Origin of the sequence: Shewanella youngdeokensis (genome assembly GCF_033180165.1) — a bacterium.
In the GTDB taxonomy this organism is placed as follows: Bacteria; Pseudomonadota; Gammaproteobacteria; order Enterobacterales; family Shewanellaceae; genus Shewanella; species Shewanella youngdeokensis.
The window spans coordinates 3,926,890-3,952,175 of the sequence record NZ_CP136522.1 but is presented as its reverse complement, the minus strand read 5'-3'; the positions used below and the strand labels follow the sequence as shown (position 1 = coordinate 3,952,175).

Below are 25,286 nucleotides of genomic sequence, written 5' to 3'. Positions count from 1 at the left end.
TTGGGTTGTATGGTTAAGTGACTAAGCGTATATGGTGGATGCCTTGGCAGTCAGAGGCGATGAAGGACGTAGTAACTTGCGAAAAGCGTTGGCGAGCTAGTAACAAGCATTTGAGCTAACGATGTCCGAATGGGGAAACCCACATGCATAAGCATGTATCACAACATGAATACATAGTGTTGTGAGGCAAACCCGGGGAACTGAAACATCTAAGTACCCGGAGGAAAAGAAATCAACCGAGATTCCCCTAGTAGCGGCGAGCGAACGGGGATTAGCCCTTAAGCGTAGAGGGTGTTAGTGGAATGTGTTGGAAAGCACAGCGGCACAGGGTGATAGCCCCGTACATGAAAACTAACTTTACGTGAAAACGAGTAGGACGGGACACGTGACATCTTGTCTGAATATGGGGGGACCATCCTCCAAGGCTAAATACTCCTGACTGACCGATAGTGAACCAGTACCGTGAGGGAAAGGCGAAAAGAACCCCTGTGAGGGGAGTGAAATAGAACCTGAAACCGTATACGTACAAGCAGTGGGAGCGGTTCTTGAGACCGTGACTGCGTACCTTTTGTATAATGGGTCAGCGACTTACATTTTGTAGCGAGGTTAAGCGAATAGCGGAGCCGTAGGGAAACCGAGTGTTAACTGCGCGTTTAGTTGCAAGGTGTAGACCCGAAACCCGGTGATCTAGCCATGGGCAGGTTGAAGGTTGAGTAACATCAACTGGAGGACCGAACCGACTTATGTTGAAAAATGAGCGGATGACTTGTGGCTGGGGGTGAAAGGCCAATCAAACCGGGAGATATCTGGTTCTCCTCGAAAGCTATTTAGGTAGCGCCTCGAGCGAATACCATTGGGGGTAGAGCACTGTTAAGGCTAGGGGGTCATCCCGACTTACCAACCCTTTGCAAACTCCGAATACCAATGAGTACTACTCGGGAGACACACGGCGGGTGCTAACGTCCGTCGTGAAAAGGGAAACAACCCAGACCATCAGCTAAGGTCCCAAAGTTATTGCTAAGTGGGAAACGATGTGGGAAGGCTTAGACAGCTAGGATGTTGGCTTAGAAGCAGCCATCATTTAAAGAAAGCGTAATAGCTCACTAGTCGAGTCGGCCTGCGCGGAAGATTTAACGGGGCTAAGCAATACACCGAAGCTATGGGTTTGCTAGTTTACTAGCAAGCGGTAGAGGAGCGTTCTGTAAGCCGTTGAAGGTGAAGGGGTAACCCACACTGGAGGTATCAGAAGTGCGAATGCTGACATGAGTAACGATAAAGGGAGTGAAAAACTCCCTCGCCGAAAGACCAAGGGTTCCTGTCCAATGTTAATCAGGGCAGGGTGAGTCGACCCCTAAGGTGAGGCCGAAAGGCGTAATCGATGGGAAACAGGTTAATATTCCTGTACTTCTGCTAACTGCGATGGAGAGACGGAGAAGGCTAGGCTAGCGCGGCGTTGGTTGTCCGCGTTTAAGGTTGTAGGCTGTAAACTTAGGCAAATCCGGGTTTACTTAAGGCTGAGAGCTGATGACGAGTCACTAAGGTGATGAAGTAGTTGATGCCATGCTTCCAGGAAAATCTTCTAAGCTTCAGGTTAGTAGGAATCGTACCCCAAACCGACACAGGTGGTTGGGTAGAGAATACCAAGGCGCTTGAGAGAACTCGGCTGAAGGAACTAGGCAAAATGGTACCGTAACTTCGGGAGAAGGTACGCTGCCGACGGTGATGGAACTTGCTTCCTAAGCTGTTGGCAGTCGCAGATACCAGGTGGCTGCAACTGTTTATCAAAAACACAGTACTGTGCAAACTCGCAAGAGGAAGTATACGGTATGACGCCTGCCCGGTGCCGGAAGGTTAATTGATTGGGTTATCTTCGGAGAAGCTCATGATCGAAGCCCCGGTAAACGGCGGCCGTAACTATAACGGTCCTAAGGTAGCGAAATTCCTTGTCGGGTAAGTTCCGACCTGCACGAATGGCGTAATGATGGCCACGCTGTCTCCAGCCGAGACTCAGTGAAGTTGAAATTGCGGTGAAGATGCCGTATACCCGCGGCTAGACGGAAAGACCCCGTGCACCTTTACTATAGCTTGGCACTGAACATTGAACCTACATGTGTAGGATAGGTGGGAGACTTTGAAGCAACGTCGCTAGATGTTGTGGAGTCGTCCTTGAAATACCACCCTTGTAGTTTTGATGTTCTAACCGCGGCCCCTGAATCGGGGTTCGGGACAGTGCCTGGTGGGTAGTTTGACTGGGGCGGTCTCCTCCCAAAGAGTAACGGAGGAGCACGAAGGTTGGCTAAGTACGGTCGGACATCGTACGGTTAGTGCAATGGCATAAGCCAGCTTAACTGCGAGACATACACGTCGAGCAGGTACGAAAGTAGGTCATAGTGATCCGGTGGTTCTGAATGGAAGGGCCATCGCTCAACGGATAAAAGGTACGCCGGGGATAACAGGCTGATACCGCCCAAGAGTTCATATCGACGGCGGTGTTTGGCACCTCGATGTCGGCTCATCACATCCTGGGGCTGAAGTCGGTCCCAAGGGTATGGCTGTTCGCCATTTAAAGTGGTACGCGAGCTGGGTTCAGAACGTCGTGAGACAGTTCGGTCCCTATCTGCCGTGGGCGTTGGATGATTGAAGGAAGCTGCTCCTAGTACGAGAGGACCGGAGTGGACGAACCGCTGGTGTTCGGGTTGTTATGCCAATAGCATTGCCCGGTAGCTACGTTCGGAATCGATAACCGCTGAAAGCATCTAAGCGGGAAGCGAGTCCTAAGATGAGTCATCCCTAGGAATTTAATTCCTCTAAAGAGCCGTTCGAGACTAGGACGTTGATAGGCAGGGTGTGTAAGCGTTGTGAGGCGTTGAGCTAACCTGTACTAATGACTCGTGAGGCTTAACCATACAACCCTGATGGGTTTTGTATGAGACTGATGTTTTTACAGTATCAGAATTAGAAGCACTTAATGTTGTGTGACTCAATAATAGATTTCAGTTTACTTGCGTAAGCGAGTAACAGCTTTTCAAATTTCCCAAATTTGTCTGGAGACCATAGAGCTGTGGTACCACCTGATCCCATTCCGAACTCAGAAGTGAAACGCAGTATCGCCGATGGTAGTGTGGGGTTTCCCCATGTGAGAGTAGGTCATTTCCAGGCGCCTAATAAGTGAAGAGCCCGCTACGCTGTAGCGGGCTTTTTTACGTCTGCGATTTATGGATTTGAACCATTTTTAAGCCGTTCAGGTTTATCAGTGTCATCGATAAAGGCTAAAGAAAGTCGTGTGGCCGCTATGCCCATGCGAGAGTCGGTCATTCTCAGGCGTCTAATAAGTGAAGAGCCCGCTACGTTGTAGCGGGCTTTTTTACGTCTACGATTTATGGCTTGGGCTGCTTTAGGCTGCTGTATTAATAGGTTAGCGCTCTACATTCTAGTGCTTTAAGCTCGAAACAAAGCCGTGTGGCCGCTATGCCCATGTGGGAGTAGGATATTTTCAGGCGCCTAATAAGTGAAGAGCCCGCTACGCTGTAGCGGGCTTTTTTACGTCTGCGATTTATGGCTTGGCTGCTTTAGGTTGCTGTATTAATAGATTAGCGCTCTACATTCTAGTGCTCTAAACTCAAAACCAAGTCGTGTGGCCGCTATGCCCATGTGAGAGTCGGTCACTTCGAAGCGCCGGTTCAGTATCAAAACTCTCGACTAGACTATTTAGTGGGTTTTCACATCTTCGGTTTATGGCATGAGCCATTTTCAAGCCGTTCAGGCTTATCAGTATCATCGATAAAGGCTGAACAAGTAGCCATCATCTAATCTCGCTCGCTTCCATATTAAAATGATTAAGCTTCAGTCGCACCGATGTTAGCGGCTTGCAGTAACGCAAAAACCATCTTCTTATTTAACCCTCAATAAAAGTGTAAAAACTACAACGTCCGCTACATTGTTTGACGATATGGATTGGGTTACTTATTTGTGGAGTGCTCTTCAAATATTGTTCCTAATACCAATACCCTTGCAGAATCATTGCGGTTCTATCCATCAACGCCTCAATCTAGCCTTGTTAAGCAGAATTCTTAATGTTGAGGGGTTCATAGGTAAAGGCTCTGAGGAATCGTTCAAGCCCTCAGATACTTTTTTGGATGTAATCTACTGTATGCTTGATTTGTGCTGTGGTAGATGCTGATGTGGTCGATATGTAGCGCTTTTCAAAGGCGTTTTTAAGCCGGCTATTTCAAAACGGTGGCATAAGTCTTTATAAAGGTTGATAAGCTCACCACAGTGCAATGAGCTTACTTAAAATGTGTTGTTTAGTTATTGGTTCGACGCGAACATAATTTGTAGGTTTATGGCTATATGGGTTGTTATGAGCCTTGGTAGTCTATTTGACGCCACGCTTCATAGCTTATGATTGCAACTGCGTTTGATAAGTTGAGGCTACGGCTTGTCGACATCATTGGAATACGTAGACGTTGTTCAGTTGGGGTGGCGTCAATAATATCTGCAGGAAGCCCCCTACTTTCTGGCCCGAAAAGTAACACATCATCTTTTTTGAAGCTGAGCTCTGAATGGGGGCGACTCCCCTTTGTTGTGCACGCCATTATTCGCTTGCCTTGCATAGCATTAAGGAATGATTCGAAGTCTTTGTGGTGAGTTACATTGGCCAAATCAGCATAATCAAGTCCAGCTCGACGAAGTTTTTTATCTTCTAGATCAAAACCCAAGGGTTCAATTAAGTGCAGCTTACAACCGTTATTAGCAATTAATCTGATTATATTACCGGTGTTTGGGGCTATTTCTGGTTCGTAAAGCGCGATATGAAACATGTTGGGTTACCTAAAGATATATGAGCTGAGATTAAATTAACCTGCAATATAGAGCTGTATACTTTCATGTAAGTATCACTCAATGAAAAGTCATTATACGGCAAAAACCATGTTGCTGAAAATTGTTCTGTTGTGCGAGTAAAGCTGCTATGAACTGGGTTATAAACACCACTATTAGTTTGATATTGCATTGCTTCATATTTCTAAATAGTTATTCAGGTTGCTTTCTTTGTGCATGGATTTTCACGGGTAGACACGCTGCTGCGTGAGTTGTAATTTTATTATATTGTTCGCTAATGTTGCGCTGCTCAATGGCTTAAGGTGAGTTTTAATAGATAGCTATTGTTGACTTAAGTCACTGTACCGCTGTATGAATATGGCAGTTGCAGGCTCTAAGTTGGTATTTTTTCAAATTTCTGAAAAGGTTAACTTGAGTTTTTTTGGGGGGGGAGTTGTAGTTCATCTGGATTTAATCGAGCTTGTTGGAGCACACTCTTAGCTAAAGCTAACTAGCATTACAGATTATATATATGCGGCAGGCAAGACTAGGTTTTTGATGCCTCTGGCTTTAAGTGCATTTGCGAGCTGTAGCATGTCTACCTCAGTACAAGCTGGCCACTTTAGTCCATCGCCCGTTACACCGTGGTGCTGGAATGCATTTAGCTTTACGCGTACATCTGCAGGAAGTTGGTTTAAATAGTGGGCTACAGCGTCTATTTCTGTATCAAAGTCGCTTACCTGCGGTATATGTAGTAAGCGAACTTCATATAACTTCGCGTGATCTACTAGCATTTTTAAGGTGTTAAATATTCGATGGTTTTCGCGGCCGGTTATATATCGGTGGGTATCTTGTTGCCAAGCTTTAAGATCGATCATCGCGCCATGTATATAGGGAATAACTTGCTGCCAACCGCTGAGGCTAAGGCTACCATTGCTGTCGAGCATACAACTTAAGTGCGCCAAATCTGGGCTTGCTTGCACAGCTTTAAATAGCGAGATAATAAAGGGGAGTTGCAAACTTGCTTCGCCACCACTAACTGTAATGCCATTAATAAAGTGTACGTGAGAGCGTATCAGTTCGATAAGTTGTTGGACGTTATACCGCAATGTTTTGGGCGTCGATTGCTTAGGGCATACCGATAAGCAGGTGTCGCATTGGCTGCAGAGCGCTTTATTCCAAATGACCCTATTGCCACTGTTAACACTTACTAATGTTAGTGCGCTTTCTGGACACGTAGCCACGCAGTCACCACAACCATCACATAAATCTATCGTGTGTGGGTTGTGGCAATTTTTACAATTAAAATTACACCCTTGGAAAAAGATGACGAACCTGCTGCCAGGCCCATCAACACAAGAAAAGGGAATGATTTGATTAACCGTTGCGATTTTATTCAACTAGAGTCTCTGTGCATAACTTGGAGTGATCTCGTTGGCGATTACGCGAGGCTGCCGCTCTAAAGCTTGAGTGTTTAGCACCGCTTCAGCCCCGAGCCCGGTGGTATTGGTTCGTGAGCCTGATTCTTCAAATTTAGCTATGTCTGAAAGTTTCACCATGTAACCGGTTACACGGACCAAATCATTCGAAGCCACGTTGGCAGTAAATTCTCTGAAACCAAGTTTTAACGCACCTTTACAGAGCTGGAACATCGCCAGAGGGTTTGATTTTACCGTTTCATCTATCGTTAAAATGTCGCTGATCCCAGAGGTATAATATTGGTGGTGCTCAGCCAATGCTTTTATATGCGTAATAGGATCTGGTTCAGTACCGTAAGGAATGCGCACACCGGGCGTGACATTTTTATCTAGACTGATCCCGCCTTGAGAATGTAGCAATGCTCGGCCGTTATAACCGTAATCGACCGGCGTTGACTTGACGATGGAATCAAGAGTTTTTGATATTTTATGACCCAACTCATTTGCCGTTTGGTGGTGACCATAGTTTAGGTTGGTTTTATCGGTGCCCTGGCCGGATTTTTGAGTGTGTCCTTGCAGAATATCGACTGCTTCAGCCATGCCATAAATGCCGAACATGGGCGTAAAACGAGACTCCTCAATTAAGCCTTCTGTAACTAAAAAGCTGCTGAAAAAGTTAGATTCTTGATGTAAAAATCCACATCTTGCATTGATCAGCTCAAAAGTTAGCTGGCAATAGTGTGGTAAAACATTGTCAAAAAAATCACTAATGTTATTAGCCTTGAGTGCCAACTCTTTTAGGTTAAGTCTTACTAGTGTATTGGCACCACCTGCAAGTGGTAACGCATTATAACAACTAACAATACCAAAGCCTTTGTTGTCGAAAGTTTCGGCATGTAGTGGGTAGTTGGCAATGTGCGGTTTGCTACATTCACAAATATTTGTTGTTGCTATTTGTAGCAATTCATCTGGCGTGATTAGCGGGTCGTACATAAACGTAAGATTAGGGGCGACTTGCTTTAGCTCCGCATCAATTTTTAAAATCGTGCGGCAAACAATATTGTCAGTCGGGCCAATATTTACATGCATAAACGCATCTGGCAGGGTGCGGTCAAGCATGATCCAAAATAGCTTCAGTTTTCGGTAAAGGTATTCTTCACTAACGTTTTGGCAGAAAGGCAGTAAAATGTCATCAAGCTGGCCAAGGTATACTGGAATATTAGTGACCGATGGAACGTGGTGATAAATAATCGTAAGCGCATTTATTGCTTCATCTAAGTCCTGCGCTGGGCTTAGCTCTAGGTATGCCGAACCTTGTTGTAAGTATTTGGCATAATCAGGTAGTACATAGCGCGGCTTAAAAGGAGCGTGACCTTCAAAAATGTCGCAGATAACACCAGACTTCATTGCCTGCGTTACCGACTCAGAAACCTCAACATATGGCAAACTCGACTCAGCTTCTAGCGCTAAGTAGTTTGATTTTTGTTTTGGTGAAAGGGTTTTGTCCCGAGTGATTTTAGACAGTCTTTCTTGGAAGGTCATACTATAATATCCATTATTATTTTATGGGTACTATTTTAAACCTATTAGTGGGGTTCTTGTAGCGATAAGCTGACAAGATATTCATTCTATACTGTAAATTTTGTAAGGTAGATCGCGATTTATCAAAATGAATATAATAGCCAAACTGAACGATGTGCGAAATTTGGCTATTGATACGGTTTAAATTAGTGGTGCTACTTTAAAAGAATCCAACAGGGTTTGCATCGTAGCTTATCAGTAGGTTTTTAGTGTGTTGGTAGTGATCAAGCATCATTTTGTGGGTCTCTCGGCCAATGCCTGACTTTTTGTATCCACCAAAAGCTGCATGAGCAGGGTATGTGTGATAACAGTTTATCCAGACTCGGCCTGCTTGAATGCCACGTCCCATGCGCTGTGCGGCATTCATATCACGTGTCCATACTCCAGCACCTAAGCCAAATTGAGTGTCATTAGCTATAGCAAGTGCTTCAGCTTCATCTTTAAATGTGGTGACTGATATTACAGGGCCAAAAATTTCTTCTTGGAAGATCCGCATATCATTCGTTCCTTTTAAGATGGTGGGGCTAATATAGTAGCCTTGGCTTTGCTCGCCTTTTAATTTGCAAATATTGCCGCCAGTGAGTACTTTTGCCCCTTCATCTTTACCGATCTGTAGATAGCTTAAAATTTTGTCGAACTGCTCTAGTGACACCTGTGCGCCCACTTGTGTATCAACATCGAGTGGGTTGCTTTGTTTTATGGTTTTGCAGCGCTCAATGACTTTAGCCATAAACTTGTCGTAAATAGACTCCTGTACTAATGCGCGTGAAGGGCAGGTGCAAACCTCACCTTGGTTAAAGAAGGCTAATAGCATGCCTTCGACGGCTTTATCGAGGTACTCATCTTCATGATCCATTACATCGGCAAAATATACGTTGGGTGACTTGCCGCCTAACTCTACTGTGGATGGGATTAAAGACTCTGCAGCACATTTTAGAATATGGTGGCCGACTTCTGTTGAACCCGTAAAGGCCAATTTTGCAATGCGGCGACTGGTAGCAAGCGCTTGCCCTGCTTCAGCGCCATAGCCGTTGACGACATTGAGGATCCCTTTTGGCAGTAAATCTTCAATCAACTCTAGCATTACCAGAATAGATGCAGGAGTTTGCTCTGCTGGTTTAAGGATCACACAATTCCCCGCCGCAAGTGCAGGGGCAATTTTCCATGCGGCCATCAAAAGCGGGAAATTCCATGGAATGATTTGGCCTACAACTCCTAGCGGCTCTGGGAAGTGGTAGCTTACGGTGTCAGCGTCAATATCGGCAGCGCTACCTTCTTGGGCTCTAATGCACCCCGCAAAATAGCGAAAATGGTCGACCACTAATGGTAGGTCAGCCCCTAAAGTTTCGCGAACCGCCTTGCCGTTATCCCAAGTCTCGGCTACAGCCAGAGGTTCTAAGTGTTGCTCTATGCGATCGGCAATACGCAAGAGAATATTGGCGCGGTCTGTAACCGATGTTTTGCCCCAGTTATCTTTGGCGCGGTGAGCTGCATCTAATGCCAGCTCAATATCGTCGGCATCTGATCGGGGAATTTGACAAAAAATATTCCCGTCGACCGGTGATGGATTGTCAAAGTAACGGCCGTTTACGGGTTTAACCCATTCACCGTCAATAAAATTTTGATATTGAGATTTAAAATTAACAATGGCGTTGCTTGATCCTGGCTTACTATAAATCATACTAAATTCCCTGTACGTTTTCCGAGCGAGGCTTTAGCTTATTGGTAAAGTCATCATAGGGATATAAGCGTAAAGTCGACTAGTATATTAGGGGGCGCTTTAGTTATATTATGGCTTTATATTTTGTATGTCTTAGTCATTCCTATATCCATATGCGCTGGCTGCATTGTTTACATGCAAAATATGCAGTTCAGTCATAGTTGTTTATGGCCTATGCTTCTCTCACTTCGTTTAAATAGGAATTCATCATGTTCAATGCACTTGTTTTGACCCAAGAAGAAAAGCTCACTAAGGCCAACGTTTGCCAAATTTCAGAGTCAGATCTGCCCGATGGTGACGTGTTGGTTCAGGTGGCATGCTCGTCATTAAATTACAAAGATGGGTTAGCAGTGAGTGGTGCTGGGCGGATTATTCGCAATTTCCCTATGGTGCCAGGTATAGACTTTGCCGGTACGGTGCTTGAATCTCATGATGAGCGTTATAAAGCGGGTGATAAGGTTATTTTAACGGGTTGGGGCGTTGGTGAGAATCATTGGGGCGGCTTAGCTGAAAAAGCACGAGTTAAAGCAGATTGGTTAGTCCCAATGCCAAGCGATTGCGATGCAGCTAAAGCCATGCAAATTGGTACAGCAGGTTTAACAGCTATGTTGTGTGTACAGGCATTGCAGCAAGCTGGCATCAAGCCTAGTGATGGTGACGTTCTAGTGACGGGAGCCAGTGGTGGTGTTGGCAGCGTTGCGGTGACACTACTCGCACAGCTGGGCTATCGCGTAGTAGCGAGCTCTGGCCGTGTTGAGCAAAATGGCGCTTTATTGGCAACGTTAGGGGCGAGTGAAGTGATAGAGCGCAGCGTGCTTGACGTTGACGCCAGACCCTTAGAAAAACAACGATGGGCTGGTGTTATTGATACTGTCGGTAATAAAGTATTAGCTACCGCACTTGCGCAAATGCAGTATGGCGGCGTAGCTGCTATTTGTGGGCTTGCTGGTGGTTTTAAACTTCCGACAACAGTAATGCCATTTATTTTGCGCGGAGTAAACTTGCTCGGCATTGACTCTGTATCATGCCCGTTCGATAAGCGCCAACAGGCTTGGGACGAAGTGCTTAAATTATTGCCTGCAAGTTACTATCAAGATGCCTGTGAGGCGATTGGACTTACGCAAGTTCCTGAATTTGCACAGCGGATCATTAAAGGGCAAATTACCGGCCGAGTATTAGTTCAGCTGTAATTGGTTAAGTGTTGCAAGCCCAGTTAATGACTGGGCTTTTTTGTGGGCGTTTTTAATGCCTAGCATTAATAGCTAACAGTTTTGTTGCGACTGATTTAATAAATCTTGTGTGGCGGCACTAATCTCGCTTCGCAGCCATTGCTGTGCTTTGTCTTGTTCGCTACGAGAGTGCCAGAACAGCTTGTAATCAAGGCTCGGTAGTTTAAAGGGTAAGGCTTTAACGTTGAGGCCATGTCGCTGCGCTGCAATTTCTGCCATCCCCTCTGGCAAGGTGATAATCATAGGATGGGTTGATTGCAACGCAAGTGCTGTATCAAGGTGTGGCGTTCTGAGTAACTCAGTTCGTGCAGGGTATTGGCTTATCGCTGCATCGAGTAAGGCTTTTACACCATCACTGATTGCGATGGTGGCATGAGGGTAAGACAAATAATTATCAAGGGTTAGCTCAGTTTCAGCGAGCGGATGGTTAGGAGACAATAAACAACTTACCCCGACTTTGCCCAAAAAAATATGCTGTAAATTTTCGGCTTGGTCTATTGCTCGGCAGATCGCCATATCGGTTCCTTTAACGCTGAGTTGTGCCTGTAGCTCTTGTTGTTGCACAGGGACAATTTCAAGTCGAATATTAGGGGCTTGCGCATATATTCTTGGCAAAATATACGGCACTAAAGCTTGCATGGCATAGTCGGTTACTGCGACACAATAGTGTTGTTCACACTCAAATGGATTAAAGGCTTTTGGTGTTAGCAAGTTTATCAGTTGGCCCGTAGGTTGTTGTAATTGCCGGTAGCAATCGAGTGCAAACTGGGTTGGCACCAGGCGTTGACCTACGCGTGAAAATAATGGGTCGTCTAGCATCTCCCTCAACCGAGCTAGAATTCGACTCGTGGCCGACTGGCTTAAATGCAGGCGTTTGGCCGCGAGTGTTACGCTGCGCTCCTCTACCAGTATTTGTAGGGCGATTAACAGGCTTAAATCTTGGCGGTAGATCTCTTCTAATTCCATAATAATCGTATACCTAGCTTATGCTGTTGCTCAGTCGTAGAGGTATAATAATGGCATAAAAGCATAGCACTCAATAATGTTCTATTTCAGTAATTGTAAGGCGTTAATGCTCTGTGGGCATAATTTGGTGCGTACCATTACGTCACTTTTAGATGCTTACTGCAATGGGTCTTATTTTTGTACAAACTAAAGTTGTTTATTCGTCCTTGCATAAACAAGGTGTTAGTCGCTAAGTTGCTGGTTGTATTAGTTTTGTGGCTGGCGCCAAAGTGGCCGTTCATTATTTGGAATGCATTCCAAAGTCTTCCCCAAGTAGTAAAAAACCTAAACGTTAGACCTAAACTGCAGTTTTGGGTTGTTGTCATATTGTTTTAATTAAACACCCACTCAACGCCCGTTTTGGAACGGGTTCCAGCCATATCATTACTGCGTCTAATAAAACTAATAGGGTGATGACAGATGAGTAATAAAGATCTGCTAGGACGCCGCAATTTCATCAAAGGAATGGGAGCAGCCGCAGGGGTTGCTATGGCAGCACCAGCAATGGCCATTTCTGAAAAAGCGGATGGTGTTAAGTGGGACAAAGAAGTTGAAGTCCTTATTATTGGTTCGGGTTTTGCGGGACTTGCAGCGGCAATTGAAGCTACTCACAACGGCGCAAAAGATGTGCACATTTTTGAAAAAATGTCTTACTTCGGTGGTAACTCTGCCATTAACGGCGGTTTGTTTGCAGCACCTGGAACACCTATGCAGAAGCAGGAAGGTGTTAAAGATTCAGTTGAGCGTATGGTTAATGATCAGCTTAAATCTGGCCGTGGTATCGCCGATGAAGCGTTACTGCGTCATGTTGCAGAGCATGCCGTTGAAGCATTGCAAATGACGTTAGATGCAGGTTCGCAATATCACCCGTACCTACAACAGCTTGGTGGTCACTCGGTGGCTCGTACTTATCAAACTACGGTAAGTTGTGGCGCTGGCATTACTCAACCGTTACTTAATGAATGCCGTAAGCTTGGTGTAAATACTCATAACCGCGCTAAGTTTGAAGGTTTCTTAGTGGGTAAAAGGGGCGAAATAGTCGGCGTTAAAATGCGTGAGAACTATCACTTTGGTGAAGACCAACCGGGTAAAGTCAGCAATATTCGGGCAAAACGTGGCGTGATTATGGCGACTGGTGGTTTTGCGCAAAACGTTGATCTACGAATGGCACAAGATCCAACACTTACTTCAGAAGTGGGTTGTACTAATGCTCCAGGTGCTACCGGTGAAGGCATGTATGAGATGTTCCGTCTAGGTGCTATCCCAGTGCATTTAGCTCATATCCAATCTGGCCCTTGGGCATCACCAGATGAAGGTGGTTTTGGTTATGTGTCTAACTACTCTATTTACAATTTCCCTCATTCAATGGCGGTAAACCGTTTAACGGGCAAGCGGTTTATGAACGAGATCGCTGACCGTAAGACTCGTGCCGATGCTGAGCTTGCTTGCCGTGATGAGCAAGGTGAAGCGCTGCCGCCGATTTTGATCACGAGCTACAAAGACTCTAAGCAGCACCCCAATACTAAAAAAGTGATTAAGTACAACGTGGGTTGGAAATTTGATTCTGTCGAAGCGCTTGCTAAGCATTTTGATGTGCCATTGAAGCCACTTAAATCACAAATTGCTGAGTACAATGAGTACGTTAAATCAGGTGAAGATAAGCAATTTGGCAAGAATATGACCAAGGCTAAAGGCAAGTTCATCGAAGCGCCTTTCACTGTTGTAAGGCTGTGGCCGAAAGTGCATTACTGCCAAGGCGGCGTTCAGGTCAATACTAAGGCAGAAGTAAAAGATAGTTTCACTGGTCAGTCTATTTCAGGCTTGTACGCAGCGGGCGAAGTCTGTGGTGGTATTCATGGTGTGAGCCGTTTAGGTAGTTGCTCAATTCCAGAATGCATGGTGATGGGGATGACAGCCGCACGCAGTGTCATGAAGGCCTAAGCCAGATAATAAGAGGAATGAGTGATGATTAAATTAAAAGCTGTATTAGCCTTAACATTCGGTTGCCTATTGAGCTTATCGGTACAAGCTGTTGAAGTACGTGACCACCATAAGGAAGTGATTGGTAAAGACTGTAAGACATGTCATGACAATGGCATTAAGCAGTTCCCGTCAGACCAAGCCTGCTTACAATGTCATGATGTTGATGACTTAGCGGAGCAAACTGCACGTAGTGAAGAAGACAAGTGGCAGAACCCACACAATAACTTGCACTACGGTAAAGAGTTACCTTGTCAAGAATGCCATGGTGAACATGCGTCTAAAAAGCCATTGTGTAGTAACTGTCATACTTTTAGGTTTGATAAGTTTAAAGAGTAAAATTATTGCTCTCATTACCAAGAGTCAGTATTTTTAAGCTCGTTTGAAAAGGCCATGATATTCCCATCATGGCCTTTTTTATGTTTGCCGATAACGTCTTTTAAAATAGTTAATACTGCAGGCTGTTATCGAAGTCATAATCTTGATTTAATAGCGATTTCTAGAATGTTATAACTTAGGGCTGACTTCGCCCAGTTCGGCCACATTGGCTTTTATCAAGTGGATCAACTGATGAGTCGCATCAGTCTGGGTGTCTGGATTGAGATATAAGGATTCATTGAATGTCGGCAAAGGCGGGATATTGTGTTTAATCGGATCGATAACTTGCATTTTATCGCTGATCCTAAACTCAGCTATGGGCGCAATCACTAAGTCGTTTTCAACCGCCATACACATAGCTGCTGGTGACGGCGTTGATAACAATACACTCATCGGCCGCATTGACATTTGATGGTTGGCAAAAACTTGGGCTCGAATAGGGCAGTTTTCAGGGTACAAGGCCATGGGCACGGTTTCACGCAGGTGGGCGTTGCCGTTTTTTGCTGCGACCCAATGAAACCGACGTTCAAATAGTAATTCACCATGGCCAGCAGCTGGCACTTGCCAATGTGTTGCGACAATAACATCAAACTCACCCTTATGAAGCCGTTTATAAAGATTACCGCTGACATCAGTATCGATGACTAATTCAATGCAGGTGAATTCGCGAATAAATTCCAGCAAGCAGCTGTCAAGATAACGGTTGATGTAATCGGTTGGAACTCCAAGACGTATTACTTCACGGTTTTGACAATCTTTCAGCTCATCAATGGCTTGAGAGCTAAGCTGTATCATCTTGTAAGCATAATTAAGTAGTGTTTTACCTGACTCAGTTAAGGTCACGCCTTTGTTATCTCTGAGTAATAAAGGTTGGCCGACACTTTCTTCTAGCTTCTTGATTTGCAAGCTTATAGTTGACTGTGTTCGGCAAAGTATTTCAGCCGCTTTAGAAAGATTTCCCGATTCAGCTACCGCAATAAAACTTTCTAAGAGTTCGATTTTTAACATGGGCTATTGAGTTTATTCATGATGGTATCAGTATTACTCAATACCCGAACGTATCCTAGGCTGGTAACGTATTGCTGTGAGATAAAATTCAATTGATTGTTAGAGTTGTGAAGAGGTCGGCATGAGTAATTGGCAGCAGCGAGAAAACTACCTAACTGACGTGGCTGAACGATGCTTGCGTGGCCATAAACGTTTTGATTTGCGCCGTTCTCATTTGGTTGAAGCTAGTCAGATTTCAAAAGGCACTATCTACAATCACTTTCCCTGTGAGGCGGACTTAGTTGTTGCTGTGGCCAAGTCTTATTTCAAAAGATACTTAGAGCGAGCCGTTATCGACAAGGCTCAATATCAAGACAATTTAACGTGCTTTTTGATGCATCATTGTGGATGTATTCGTGATGATCTCTTATACGACCGGTTTGCGATTTCACGAGTGATGCCAAACTCAGAGCTGCTTGAGCAAGCGACCGAGAGTAACCGGAGTGATTTTGAACAAGTATATAACGCTTACATTCAATTGAATCAGCAGCTAATGGAGGCAGTTGGCGTGGTTGAAGGTTTTAATCGAGCTGAGTTGGTGGGGAATTATTTACGCGGCACAAAAATCAATTGTAATGACGCGAAGAAGCACTATAACGATGCCAATTTATACCATCAATTTAGCTATGCATTAGCCCAATTAATGGGGCATTCTGACAAACGGATCCCGCAATTAAAGGACTATGTGAATTGGCTTGCCGAGCTAGATTTAGCACTGACTGCTGCGTGAGGTTGCCATGAGGTGGTGCGCTCACTCATCGTATTGGTTTTATAATGAAAACTGGAGTCGACATGTGGAGCGGTTCGTTAATAAGGCTTCCTCAATTAAGAGGAAGCCTTACAGGTTATATCGCCACTTAACGTGGGAGCGTAATTGACACCCTAAGTCCATGTGGCTCAACGTTTTCAGCCTTGATATTACCTTGGTGCGCAGTAATGGCGGCTTCAGCTATCGCGAGACCTAAGCCCCAGCCACCGGATTCACGTTCTCGTGCTGAATGGGGGCGATAAAATGGTTTGAAAATAGCTTCTAAGTCGTTACAGTTTTCAATACCTGGACCATCATCAATAATCTCAATAATCAGATGTTCAGGCTGGCTCTTGGTTTGTATCGTCACCTTGGAGTCGGCATAACGTATTGCGTTTCTTAGTAAGTTTTCAACGGCTCTAGATAGCGGCCTTGGGTAGACTGGCAAGCAGATCTCTTCATCAATATTGATATGCAGCTCTTTGCTTTGTTGCTCTGCTTCAAAATCTGCATCATCAATGACTTGGTTTAAGGTTTCTGCTAACTCCAACGTTAGCTTGTTCTCTTTTGCATTCAATTTAACCCGTGACAGCTCCAGCAGCTCAGCAATCATTTGCTCTAGTTGATCTGCTTCGTACTCAATACGTTGTATCTCTTGGCTTTCTTGACCCTTTTTACGACTAAGAGCTAACGATAGTTTTAGCCGAGTAAGGGGGGTTCTTAGCTCATGAGATATATCACTAATTAACCTTTGCTGGCTGTGTACCATTTCTTCAACGGAGTCAGCCATACCGTTAAAGGCTTGCGCTAGCTGGCCTATTTCATCGTTACGTGCTGTTGTGGCTTGATCGACTCGACTGCTGAGATCGCCACTCGCTAGAGCATCTGCGCTGCGCTTTAGTGAGCGTAAGGGTTTACCTAGGTTCCATGCTAACAGTCCACAAAGTAGCCCTGACAATAAAATGGTAATACCAATGGTGAGTGATTTATTATCAATAAAGAACAGAAACCAAGGGCGAGGGTGATGCTCTGGCAACGTGCCGTAGATAGCATAGGGTGTGTTATCAACTTTAAAGTGATAAGGGCCAAAAAAGAGTTCATCTCTAAACTGATGAGTGATCGGCTTTGGCGCTTCATCAGCCATTAACATAAATCGGCGCAGCGCTCTGGGTGGCTTGTGAGTATTGAGCACATTTGAGTTTTCATCGACTAGAAATATTTTAATTTGGCGGTCGTTTTTGTCTTTTAAACGACTCCAGCGTTTGAGCTTGTCGGACTGTAATATTTGCGGGTTTTCAATGACATTGTTTGCCATTTTGGCCAGCAGTCTTTCTAGCTTTGGGGGGAGATCTGACTGGTCATGATTTTGCTGCAACAGCGGCAAAATACTCACAAATGCAAAAATGAGTGAACTACACAGCCAGAAGCCGAGCAGCAGCTTTACAAAAATATTATTGGGGCTTTTTCTTAGTGGCATTTAAGGTAACCAGATATATCCTTTGCCACGAATGGTTTTCACTCGTGGGCGACCATCAACACGTTCAGGCATTTTTTTGCGTAAATTAGATAAGTGCATATCTAAACTACGGTCAAATGGCATGAGCTTTTTACCGAGCACTTTTTCGCTGAGCGTTTCTTTTGATGCTAGCTCGCCAGCGTTTTGTACTAACTCAAACAGCAGGCTAAATTCAGTACCCGTTAAAATAATCAGTTGATCTTGGCAATGAACTTCTTGGCGAGCGGGATCTAAATTAAGATCGCCAAAGGTATGTACCGGTTGGACAATTTCATTGGGTTGTACGTTGGTGCGCCTAATTATGGCGCGAATACGTGCAACAAGTTCGCGATCATTAAAGGGTTTGGGTAAGTAGTCATCAGCGCCAATTTCAAGCCCGACAACGCGGTCTATTTCATCGCCGCGTGCTGTTAGCATCAGTACCGGAGTTTGCTTTTGGGTGCGTAGCGCGCGGAGCACTTCAAAGCCATTGAGTTTTGGAAGCATGACGTCGAGCAAGATGAGGTCGAATGGGTGCTGCAATGCGAGATCCAGCCCTGCTTGGCCATCGTGAGCTAACGTTAGCTCAAACCCTTCTAGCTCTAGTAGTTGTGCAAGTAATTCAGACAGACCTAAGTCATCATCTATCAACAGTATGCGGCTCATATTAACCCTTTTTATTACGCCTAATAACAGCAGTATACCTTGTTTGTCGTCAATTGCCGTTTAGGAATGTAATGGAGTGTAAAGGTGGCTAAGTGACATTCTATTACGTTTGCTTTACAGAGCTTTACTCAAGCTAACCCTGTCTTACATAGTCTTGGTTATACTTGGAAACGTCAAAACAGCTTAGCGTAACCGCGGTAAGCAAAATTTATATAGAGGCTACCATAATGAAAAAGAATACGTTGAAAGCAGGTTTAATCGCCTTAGTTGCCAGTACTACAATGCTCAGCGCAACGTTATATGCTGCAGATGATCAGACAGAAACCGCTCAACAAGAGCGTCACCAAATGAAAGGTGAGCGTGGCGGGCACCATAAAGATATGCGTAAAATGTTCCGCGGTTTAGATTTAACCGACGAGCAAAAAACTGAAATTAAAGCGTTATTTACTGCTCATCGCGACGAGATGAAGCAAGACCGTCCATCAAAAGAAGATAAAGCTGCCGAAAGAGCGCAGATGTTAACTTTCATCACCGCCGAAACGTTTAACGAGGCTGAAGTTAAGGAAGCATTAGAAGCTAAGCAACTAGAACGTCAGCAAAAAAGTGTCGATATGCTAAAACTGCAAAACCAAGTTTATCTGTTACTGACTCCTGAGCAACAAGAGACTTTTAAAGAGCGTTTTGCTAAAGGTAAAAAACATCACAGAAGATGATTAACCAATGTGTGAAATTAAACGTGAGGGGAAGCATTTGTTTTCCCTCTGTTTGATATAAACTGATGATCTGGACTTCCCTTACAATATTTGTAATCAGATCATGATGAATGACACTTCCCAATATGACTTTTGGGTGAAGCTTGCAAGCCGCGCTGCGGTTGTTACAGCTTTAACCCTTATTGCGATAAAACTCGGTGCATGGATGTATTCTGGCTCGGCCAGTATGCTTGCCTCTTTAACCGACTCGTTTGCTGATGCTTTGGCGTCGATAGTTAACTTTATCGCTATTCGTTATGCCATTGTTCCTGCAGATCAAGATCATCGATATGGTCACGGTAAAGCCGAGCCCTTAGCGGCTTTGGCGCAGTCTGCATTTATTCTCGGTTCCGCTTTTTTGCTGTTTTTTCATGGTAGCGAACGTTTAATAAACCCCATTGAAGTAAAGCATGCCACCTTAGGTATTGTCGTCTCTGTTATTGCTATTGTACTGACTTTGGCGCTGGTTATGCTGCAAAAGCGGGCGCTGACGGCAACCTCAAGTACCGTAATAGAAGCCGATGCTCTGCATTATAAATCGGACCTGTTCTTGAATGCGGCTGTGCTGCTCGCGTTGGTATTGTCGCAATACGGCTGGTGGTGGGCTGATGGATTATTTGCAGTTCTTATCGCGTTATTTATTGGTCAGCAAGCCGTTGGTCTCGCTTATAAGTCAGCCCAGTCGTTGCTTGACCGAGAGCTGGATGATGACACGAGGCTGAAAATTATTGAGATTGCTAATATCGACCCGCTGGTAAAGGGGATTCACGATCTCAGAACCCGAGAGTCGGGCAAGACGATGTTTATACAGTTTCATTTAGAGTTAGACAAAGAGCTAACTTTATATGATGCGCACCATATATCAGTACAAACAGCGAGCCGAATTAGAGCTGAATTTAATCATGCCGAAGTGATTATTCATGAAGATCCAGTTTAGCTTGCTCAGAGATGCGTAAAAATTGCTACTTTTTTTAGCTATATAATATTTACTTTCAAGCACTTAAGGTTGTAGTTGTTAGGTTGGTTAAATGATATTCTCCTTCGAAATAAAATCGATAAAAGGAATTTATCATGAACAAACTATCAATTATCGCTATTGCTGTGCTCGGCTTAACGACTGCAAATATCGCAACAGCAGAAACCAACCCTGTGGGTGTATATGTCGGTGGGCAGCTGGGGGCTTTTTCTGTTGATTTAGAAGGTGATTCAGAGTCGGGTCAAAGCTATGGTCTCTATGGTGGGTATAACTTTAACGAATGGTTCAGCTTAGAAGTGAACTTATATACGACCAATGACTTCCTTAAAGAAGATGGTATCGATGTTAGTGCTGCTGCGTTTTCTGTTGAGCCTAAATTTACTTGGGTGATTGACGATACTTTTTCTATATACGGTAAAGCTGGTGTGGCTTCAGCTGGTATTTATGCCGAGAGCTCTTTAGGTGATATTGATTTTACTGGAGCTGGTTTTACGATCGGTGCAGGCATTAATGCAGCCATTACAGAGAAATTAACTGTTCGTCTGGCTTATGATCTTAACCCTGTAACCCTTGAGCATGATGATTCGGGTGTATCTCTCGATGTGGATTTATCTAATTTAACACTTGGTCTGCAATATCAGTTTTAATGTAATGTAGAGACCAAAAAGTAAAATAAAAAAGGATATCAAACGATATCCTTTTTTATTGCGTGTTCACGGTGTTGGCGACTTGGAAGCGAACATTGACTTCGCTTATTCCATCGCTAGCTCTTTTAGTTTGCGGGTTAAGGTGTTGCGGCCCCAGCCTAAACGTTTAGCGGCTTCTTGCTTGTGGCCGTTAGTGTGTTTCAATGCGGTTTCAAGCAAAATGCGCTCAAATGCAGGTTGGACTTCGGTTAGTAAGTCGCTATCACCATCGGCCAGTCGCTGGTTAATCCACTGCTTAAGCGCTGCTTCCCAGTCATTGGTATCAGTGGGGGCTTCAATGCTGCTAGTCTCTTGTAGCAGCTCTGGGGGTAAATCTTGCGGTAATATTTCTTGCCCTGATGCCATAACCGTTAACCAGCGGCAGGTGTTTTCAAGCTGACGAACATTACCTGGCCAAGGTAAAGTTGCTAACTTATTGGCCGTTTCTTTGGTGAGTATCTTGGGCTCAACATCTATCTCTTTGGCTGCAATAACTAAAAAATGGCCTGCAAGCTGGGCAATGTCTTCGCGGCGTTGAGATAATGGCGGTAAATGCACTCGAATAACATTCAAGCGGTGAAATAGATCTTCCCTAAAGTCACCTTGATTAACCAATAGTTCTAAGTTTTGGTGGGTCGCGGCAATAATGCGTACATCCACTTGTACTGGTGAATGCCCCCCAACGCGGTAAAACTGGCCGTCTGCGAGTACTCGCAGCAAACGTGTTTGTACATCTAATGGCATATCGCCTATTTCGTCTAGAAATAGCGTACCGCCATTCGCTTGTTCAAAACGGCCTTGTCTTACTCCACCGGCACCGGTAAACGCGCCTTTTTCATGACCAAACAGTTCGGATTCAATTAAATCTTTAGGTATTGCCGCCATGTTGATTGCAATAAAAGGCTTGCCTTTTCGGGGACTGTGTTTGTGCAGTGCGCTGGCAACGAGTTCTTTACCTGTACCAGATTGGCCGTTAATCAGAACACTAATCGATGAGCGTGATAGGCGGCCAATAGCGCGGAAAACTTCTTGCATTGCTGGTGCTTCACCAATAATTTCGGGGGTCGCAACAACTGGCTCGGCGCGAGTATTATTAATGGTTTGTTCATTGGCATGTGTGATTGCACGCTTAACGAGAGCAATGGCTTCGTCAATGTCAAAAGGCTTTGGTAGATACTCAAATGCGCCTGCTTGGTAAGCACTTACTGCGCTATCAAGATCTGAGTGAGCGGTCATGATGATCACTGGAATATGTGGATAGTGCGTTTGTAGACGCTCGAGTAAGGTTAAGCCGTCAGTGCCTGGCATTCTGATGTCAGACACGATCACTTTGGGCTCAGCTGTTGATAATGCGTCCCATAAGGACTCGGCAGCAGCAAAGCTAGCACTACTTAGTTTGGCGCTTTGTAATGATTTTTCCAGTACCCAACGTATAGAGCTATCATCGTCGAGGATCCATACTTGCTCAGTCATGTTCGTGTTCCCTCATTTAGCTGTTGATGGGTAAAGTTATGGTAAATGCGGTGCGTCCCGGTGACGAGTCGCACTCAATTCTGCCGCCATGTAATCGAGCAAAGTTATGTGCGATTGACAACCCCAGGCCTGAACCTTGCTCTCGACTGGTCACCATCGGATAAAATAACGTATCCATTAACTCGGGGTTTATTCCTGGTCCGTTATCGATAACCGACAGCATCAACACTAATTTGTGGCGTTTGGTACCAATAGTAACTTGGTGCTGGGTGCGTGTTTGGATACGGATGGTGCCGCCGGCGTTATCTAATGCTTGTACTGCATTTTGAACAATATTAAGCACGGCCTGTTGTAATTGGTCTGGATCCATCTGAATGTCAGGGATCGATGGATCGTAATCTTGCTTTAAGGTGACATTGTCTGGCAGCGTTAAGTAGACCAGTTGCAGTACTTTGTGGATCACTTCATGGATATTGTACAGGCTGTGCTGGGTTGGCTTTTGTGGGCCAAGTAGTCTGTCGACTAAGTTTCTTAAGCGGTCTGCTTGCTCAATGATTAGGTCGGTAAACTCTTGTAGTTCTGGCTCCTTTAGCTCTCTAGATAACAGTTGCGCCGCGCCTCTTAACCCGCCCAATGGGTTTTTTATTTCGTGGGCAAGGTTGCGGACTAGGTATTGCGCTGCTTGCTGTTGAGCGTCTTGAGTTAATTGCTGGTGGATCCGCCTTTGCTGATCAACTTGGCGTAACTCTAACAAGGCTTGAGCATTTTCATGTTCAATTGGCGTTAGGGTTAAATCAACGGTATGTTGCTGCCCATCGAGCGTAACTAGCGTGACAGTGTTAACCGTCAAGCCTTGGTTATCTTTTATTGCTGCTTGTAGTAAATGGGCTTCAATACCCAGTGTTTGGTAGTGATCTGGCAGGCTTTGTTCGAGCAGTTTGTTGTTACTGACACCTAATAGCTGCTCTGTCGCGACATTAGTGTATAGCAGTTCAAGATCATCATTGATAACGAGCACCGCGGTAATGAGGTGATTGAGTAATAAACCTGTATCCATCTGCGACTCCGACTTAATTGGTTGCACCATTTGTGGGAACCAATTTGATTGCACCACCATTCTGCACCAAATTGGTGCGACCCGCAACTAGGCCTCATCGGAGTTTTAGTCTTTTAATTTAAAGTTAAATACTTGAATAACAATGGCTTAAGTTGTTTTATTGTGTTTTAGGCTTCTTGGTTACGGCCTTTTTATGTATTGTCCGATGAAGAAATACTTTTCTTGGAGGAGTTGATGCAAGTAGTTTGCCGTCTTGTGCAAGCGCCTTAATCACAAATGTATGTTCACCTCGATCGATACCGCTGACATTGAAGAGGCTGCTTTGCTGCGTACCGCCTTGTTGTTCACCGTCCATAAATAGTACTAGCTGATGCGCCAAGGCGAGTTTGGGCTTTATTTTGAGCGCGAGTGAAATTCTTCCTTCATTACTCCTAATGGTTTGTTCTTCGCTGGGGGAGTCAATTTGCATGTTATAGCTGATCATATCTGCAGTTGGTTCGGTACTTGGTGCAGACGGGGTGGGAGAAGGGAGTTTGACTTGATTCTCTGTTTTCTTATTGAATTCAACGATCACAGCATTTTTAACCGGCTTATCGGAAAAATGCACTTTGCCATCTTCATCTGTCCATTTGTAAACAGTGGCATGAGTAAGAGAGCTGATAAGTAGAGTTAAAACTAATAAGCCAAGACGCATAGGGGGTTCCTTGTTACTAACTTGCTTGCACAGGTTAACTATTTTTCAACAATAAATCATGAACTTTGCCGTTGAACAATATCGTGAATGGCCTTTAGGGGCATTTATTCATCTGCTATTGACTGCTTTGAACTAAAATTATCACTTGGGTTTAAAAAAATTGTCGACGCGTTTTCCGTTACAGGCAATTTTTTGATGCAGGAAACACTTTATATGCATAAACGCAGTCGTGGTTTTACCTTAATTGAACTTGTCGTTGTCATTATTATATTGGGTATTTTGGCCGTTGTCGCCGCACCAAAATTTTTAAGTTTAAGCACGGATGCCAAAATAGCAGTACTGCAAGGAATGCAAGGAAGCCTTAAGTCGACTCGTGATTTAGTGGCGGCAAAAATGTTGCTCCATCCAGAAAAACTGGATCCCGATGCCAATACATTCACGTTAGATAATGGTCTCACTATTTTGGTGGCGGCCAATTACCCTGATGCTCGGTGGAACAATGGTTACATGAATTTGGTTGATTTTGATTCAGTCACTTTCACAAATGACAATGTATGTGATGAATCTACTCGGTGGTGTGCTCGTCATCGCGGGCCTAATTGGTTTTTTAATAGTGGTTACAGTGAGGCTTCGGTAGGGAGGGGGTTTGTGATTTTCCCAAAGGGTAACGATGTTACTGAGGACCGTTGTTATTTGTATCATTACACTCCTAATGATCGAGGTGTTGCCTCCAATGGTGGGTTGCCTGTAGTTGAATTGGACCTGAGTGAGTGTGACGAGTAACGGTACAAGCACAGTGTTTAACTTGGTTGTAGTTCATTTAAAAGGCAGCGATTAAGCTGCCTTTTTAAAGGATATATCATGAAGTAAGAGTCAGGTTTTGTCGTACAGTTGTTCAAGTTTGTTGGCTTTTATGCTGTTCTCATGCTGGCTTAACTGTTTTGCGTAAACAGCAATATGAGGGTATTTATTCACCTCACCGCTGGCGGCTAATAATTCAACAATGAAAGACATCATAATATCTGCTCCCGTGAGTTTGTCAGCCACTAGGTAACGTTTACCCGCTAATGACTGGTTTACATAGCTGAGTATGCTTTCTGATTCCGCAGCCGCATAACCTTCTAAAAAATTAGTCTTGCAGCCATCTTTAGCGACAAACATTCGAAGCAATAGCGGAAGCATTGCCGAGCTTTCTGCAAAGTGGAGCCATTGTAGGTACTCGCGGTAATGGGGGCTGTTTTTTTCTGGAGCGAGTTTGTCTGGTGCGTGTTGTTCGATTAAGTACTCTATAATTGCACCTGATTCTGTAATGATTTGCTGGTGGTACTCTAGTACTGGAGATTTTCCGAGAGGGTGAATTGCTTTGAGTTCTGCTGGGGCTAAGAATGTCTGACTGTCACGTTGATAAGACTTTATTTGATAATCTAAACCAAGCTCTTCAAGTAACCAGATAATCCGTTTTGAGCGTGATTTATTTAAGTGATGCAGGGTAATCATAGGCTGTCCTTTGCGGGTGATTTAACCAAGTTAAACTGTGTTATTAAGCGATAAATAAAAAAGGGG

General features: G+C 44.4%; 20 protein-coding genes and 2 rRNA genes. 10 read left to right on the top strand and 12 right to left on the bottom strand.

The genetic code is table 11. The annotated features are described in order from the left end of the window. Window positions 1-11: 11 nt before the first annotated feature. A 23S ribosomal RNA gene (locus RGE70_RS16905) occupies window positions 12-2,906 on the top strand. Window positions 2,907-3,043: 137 nt separating this feature from the next. After that, window positions 3,044-3,159 (top strand): 5S ribosomal RNA (gene rrf / locus RGE70_RS16900). 1,199 nt (window positions 3,160-4,358) lie between these two features. Here rrf and trmL read toward each other — a convergent pair. From trmL to exaC, 4 genes are all read right to left on the bottom strand, one after another. Then, window positions 4,359-4,820 carry a tRNA (uridine(34)/cytosine(34)/5-carboxymethylaminomethyluridine(34)-2'-O)-methyltransferase TrmL gene (trmL, locus tag RGE70_RS16895; protein WP_310472604.1) on the bottom strand — a complete coding sequence of 154 codons (462 nt, stop codon included), beginning with the start codon at window positions 4,818-4,820 and terminating at the stop codon, window positions 4,359-4,361. Window positions 4,821-5,342: 522 nt separating this feature from the next. Continuing rightward, window positions 5,343-6,218 (bottom strand): YjjW family glycine radical enzyme activase, encoded by an 876-nt coding sequence (locus RGE70_RS16890; protein WP_310472603.1) that lies wholly within the window; start codon window positions 6,216-6,218, stop codon window positions 5,343-5,345. Continuing rightward, window positions 6,219-7,778, bottom strand: coding sequence for a YjjI family glycine radical enzyme (locus RGE70_RS16885; RefSeq protein ID WP_310472602.1), 1,560 nt, complete (start codon window positions 7,776-7,778; stop codon window positions 6,219-6,221). It lies immediately after the preceding gene. 199 nt (window positions 7,779-7,977) lie between these two features. Then, window positions 7,978-9,498 (bottom strand): acetaldehyde dehydrogenase ExaC, encoded by a 1,521-nt coding sequence (exaC, locus tag RGE70_RS16880; protein WP_310472601.1) that lies wholly within the window; start codon window positions 9,496-9,498, stop codon window positions 7,978-7,980. A 248-nt stretch (window positions 9,499-9,746) separates the two neighbouring features. Between exaC and acuI the strand changes: the two genes are divergently transcribed. Further along, entirely contained in the window at window positions 9,747-10,727 is a 981-nt protein-coding gene (gene acuI / locus RGE70_RS16875; RefSeq protein WP_310472600.1) for an acrylyl-CoA reductase (NADPH), read from the top strand. A gap of 72 nt (window positions 10,728-10,799) precedes the next feature. Here acuI and RGE70_RS16870 read toward each other — a convergent pair whose 3' ends face one another. Beyond that, window positions 10,800-11,732, bottom strand: a complete 933-nt coding sequence (locus RGE70_RS16870) for a LysR family transcriptional regulator (protein WP_310472599.1) — start codon at window positions 11,730-11,732, stop codon at window positions 10,800-10,802. A 459-nt stretch (window positions 11,733-12,191) separates the two neighbouring features. On the opposite strand from RGE70_RS16870, the gene ardA reads away from it, so the two are divergent. Together ardA and ardB are read left to right on the top strand one after the other, a co-directional pair. Beyond that, window positions 12,192-13,712: an acrylate reductase flavoprotein subunit ArdA gene (gene ardA / locus RGE70_RS16865; RefSeq protein ID WP_310472598.1), complete on the top strand. Its 1,521-nt coding sequence runs from the start codon at window positions 12,192-12,194 to the stop codon at window positions 13,710-13,712. 24 nt (window positions 13,713-13,736) lie between these two features. After that, the gene (gene ardB / locus RGE70_RS16860; protein WP_310472597.1) at window positions 13,737-14,090 is read left to right on the top strand and encodes an acrylate reductase cytochrome subunit ArdB; all 354 of its coding nucleotides are present in this window, start codon (window positions 13,737-13,739) and stop codon (window positions 14,088-14,090) included. Window positions 14,091-14,258: 168 nt separating this feature from the next. Here ardB and RGE70_RS16855 read toward each other — a convergent pair whose 3' ends face one another. Further along, complete coding sequence (locus RGE70_RS16855; protein WP_310472596.1) at window positions 14,259-15,137, bottom strand: LysR family transcriptional regulator; 879 nt, start codon at window positions 15,135-15,137, stop codon at window positions 14,259-14,261. 121 nt (window positions 15,138-15,258) lie between these two features. On the opposite strand from RGE70_RS16855, the gene RGE70_RS16850 reads away from it, so the two are divergent. Continuing rightward, a complete protein-coding gene (locus RGE70_RS16850; protein WP_310472595.1) occupies window positions 15,259-15,906 on the top strand; it encodes a TetR/AcrR family transcriptional regulator in 648 nt (215 codons plus the stop codon). A 127-nt stretch (window positions 15,907-16,033) separates the two neighbouring features. On the opposite strand, the gene RGE70_RS16845 is transcribed toward RGE70_RS16850, so the two are convergent. Both RGE70_RS16845 and RGE70_RS16840 read right to left on the bottom strand, forming a co-directional pair. Continuing rightward, window positions 16,034-17,401 carry an ATP-binding protein gene (locus RGE70_RS16845; protein ID WP_310472594.1) on the bottom strand — a complete coding sequence of 456 codons (1,368 nt, stop codon included), beginning with the start codon at window positions 17,399-17,401 and terminating at the stop codon, window positions 16,034-16,036. Then, window positions 17,402-18,085: a response regulator gene (locus RGE70_RS16840; RefSeq protein WP_310472593.1), complete on the bottom strand. Its 684-nt coding sequence runs from the start codon at window positions 18,083-18,085 to the stop codon at window positions 17,402-17,404. Window positions 18,086-18,312: 227 nt separating this feature from the next. Between RGE70_RS16840 and RGE70_RS16835 the strand changes: the two genes are divergently transcribed. The 3 genes from RGE70_RS16835 (at window position 18,313) to RGE70_RS16825 (ending at window position 20,460) form a co-directional block, all read left to right on the top strand. Next, a complete protein-coding gene (locus tag RGE70_RS16835) occupies window positions 18,313-18,798 on the top strand; it encodes a Spy/CpxP family protein refolding chaperone (RefSeq protein WP_310472592.1) in 486 nt (161 codons plus the stop codon). Between the two features lie 106 nt (window positions 18,799-18,904). After that, window positions 18,905-19,774, top strand: coding sequence for a cation efflux pump FieF (gene fieF / locus RGE70_RS16830; protein ID WP_310473009.1), 870 nt, complete (start codon window positions 18,905-18,907; stop codon window positions 19,772-19,774). Between the two features lie 134 nt (window positions 19,775-19,908). Next, on the top strand, window positions 19,909-20,460 hold the full coding sequence (locus tag RGE70_RS16825) for a porin family protein (protein WP_310472591.1): 552 nt from the start codon (window positions 19,909-19,911) through the stop codon (window positions 20,458-20,460). Window positions 20,461-20,565: 105 nt separating this feature from the next. Here RGE70_RS16825 and glnG read toward each other — a convergent pair whose 3' ends face one another. From glnG to RGE70_RS16810, 3 genes are all read right to left on the bottom strand, one after another. Continuing rightward, entirely contained in the window at window positions 20,566-21,972 is a 1,407-nt protein-coding gene (gene glnG, locus RGE70_RS16820) for a nitrogen regulation protein NR(I) (protein ID WP_310472590.1), read from the bottom strand. Window positions 21,973-21,988: 16 nt separating this feature from the next. Further along, a complete protein-coding gene (gene glnL / locus RGE70_RS16815; RefSeq protein WP_310472589.1) occupies window positions 21,989-23,029 on the bottom strand; it encodes a nitrogen regulation protein NR(II) in 1,041 nt (346 codons plus the stop codon). Between the two features lie 157 nt (window positions 23,030-23,186). Beyond that, complete coding sequence (locus RGE70_RS16810) at window positions 23,187-23,723, bottom strand: DUF4124 domain-containing protein (protein ID WP_310472588.1); 537 nt, start codon at window positions 23,721-23,723, stop codon at window positions 23,187-23,189. A 213-nt stretch (window positions 23,724-23,936) separates the two neighbouring features. Between RGE70_RS16810 and RGE70_RS16805 the strand changes: the two genes are divergently transcribed. After that, window positions 23,937-24,506: a type II secretion system protein gene (locus RGE70_RS16805; protein ID WP_310472587.1), complete on the top strand. Its 570-nt coding sequence runs from the start codon at window positions 23,937-23,939 to the stop codon at window positions 24,504-24,506. A 90-nt stretch (window positions 24,507-24,596) separates the two neighbouring features. Here the strand turns inward: RGE70_RS16805 and RGE70_RS16800 are convergent, their stop codons facing one another. Further along, on the bottom strand, window positions 24,597-25,220 hold the full coding sequence (locus tag RGE70_RS16800; protein ID WP_310472586.1) for a glutathione S-transferase family protein: 624 nt from the start codon (window positions 25,218-25,220) through the stop codon (window positions 24,597-24,599). Window positions 25,221-25,286 lie beyond the last annotated feature (66 nt).

Bases quoted from the DNA above. Each gene is read 5' to 3' on its own strand.
- RGE70_RS16810 (WP_310472588.1), bottom strand. From the start codon at position 23,723: ATGCGTCTTGGCTTATTAGTTTTAACTCTACTTATCAGCTCTCTTACT.
- fieF (WP_310473009.1), top strand. From the start codon at position 18,905: ATGAATGACACTTCCCAATATGACTTTTGGGTGAAGCTTGCAAGCCGC.
- RGE70_RS16845 (WP_310472594.1), bottom strand. From the start codon at position 17,401: ATGCCACTAAGAAAAAGCCCCAATAATATTTTTGTAAAGCTGCTGCTC.
- RGE70_RS16850 (WP_310472595.1), top strand. From the start codon at position 15,259: ATGAGTAATTGGCAGCAGCGAGAAAACTACCTAACTGACGTGGCTGAA.
- RGE70_RS16825 (WP_310472591.1), top strand. From the start codon at position 19,909: ATGAACAAACTATCAATTATCGCTATTGCTGTGCTCGGCTTAACGACT.
- RGE70_RS16840 (WP_310472593.1), bottom strand. From the start codon at position 18,085: ATGAGCCGCATACTGTTGATAGATGATGACTTAGGTCTGTCTGAATTA.
- acuI (WP_310472600.1), top strand. From the start codon at position 9,747: ATGTTCAATGCACTTGTTTTGACCCAAGAAGAAAAGCTCACTAAGGCC.
- exaC (WP_310472601.1), bottom strand. From the start codon at position 9,498: ATGATTTATAGTAAGCCAGGATCAAGCAACGCCATTGTTAATTTTAAA.
- RGE70_RS16805 (WP_310472587.1), top strand. From the start codon at position 23,937: ATGCATAAACGCAGTCGTGGTTTTACCTTAATTGAACTTGTCGTTGTC.
- RGE70_RS16800 (WP_310472586.1), bottom strand. From the start codon at position 25,220: ATGATTACCCTGCATCACTTAAATAAATCACGCTCAAAACGGATTATC.
- glnG (WP_310472590.1), bottom strand. From the start codon at position 21,972: ATGACTGAGCAAGTATGGATCCTCGACGATGATAGCTCTATACGTTGG.
- RGE70_RS16835 (WP_310472592.1), top strand. From the start codon at position 18,313: ATGAAAAAGAATACGTTGAAAGCAGGTTTAATCGCCTTAGTTGCCAGT.
- ardB (WP_310472597.1), top strand. From the start codon at position 13,737: ATGATTAAATTAAAAGCTGTATTAGCCTTAACATTCGGTTGCCTATTG.
- trmL (WP_310472604.1), bottom strand. From the start codon at position 4,820: ATGTTTCATATCGCGCTTTACGAACCAGAAATAGCCCCAAACACCGGT.
- glnL (WP_310472589.1), bottom strand. From the start codon at position 23,029: ATGGATACAGGTTTATTACTCAATCACCTCATTACCGCGGTGCTCGTT.
- ardA (WP_310472598.1), top strand. From the start codon at position 12,192: ATGAGTAATAAAGATCTGCTAGGACGCCGCAATTTCATCAAAGGAATG.
- RGE70_RS16855 (WP_310472596.1), bottom strand. From the start codon at position 15,137: ATGTTAAAAATCGAACTCTTAGAAAGTTTTATTGCGGTAGCTGAATCG.
- RGE70_RS16870 (WP_310472599.1), bottom strand. From the start codon at position 11,732: ATGGAATTAGAAGAGATCTACCGCCAAGATTTAAGCCTGTTAATCGCC.
- RGE70_RS16885 (WP_310472602.1), bottom strand. From the start codon at position 7,778: ATGACCTTCCAAGAAAGACTGTCTAAAATCACTCGGGACAAAACCCTT.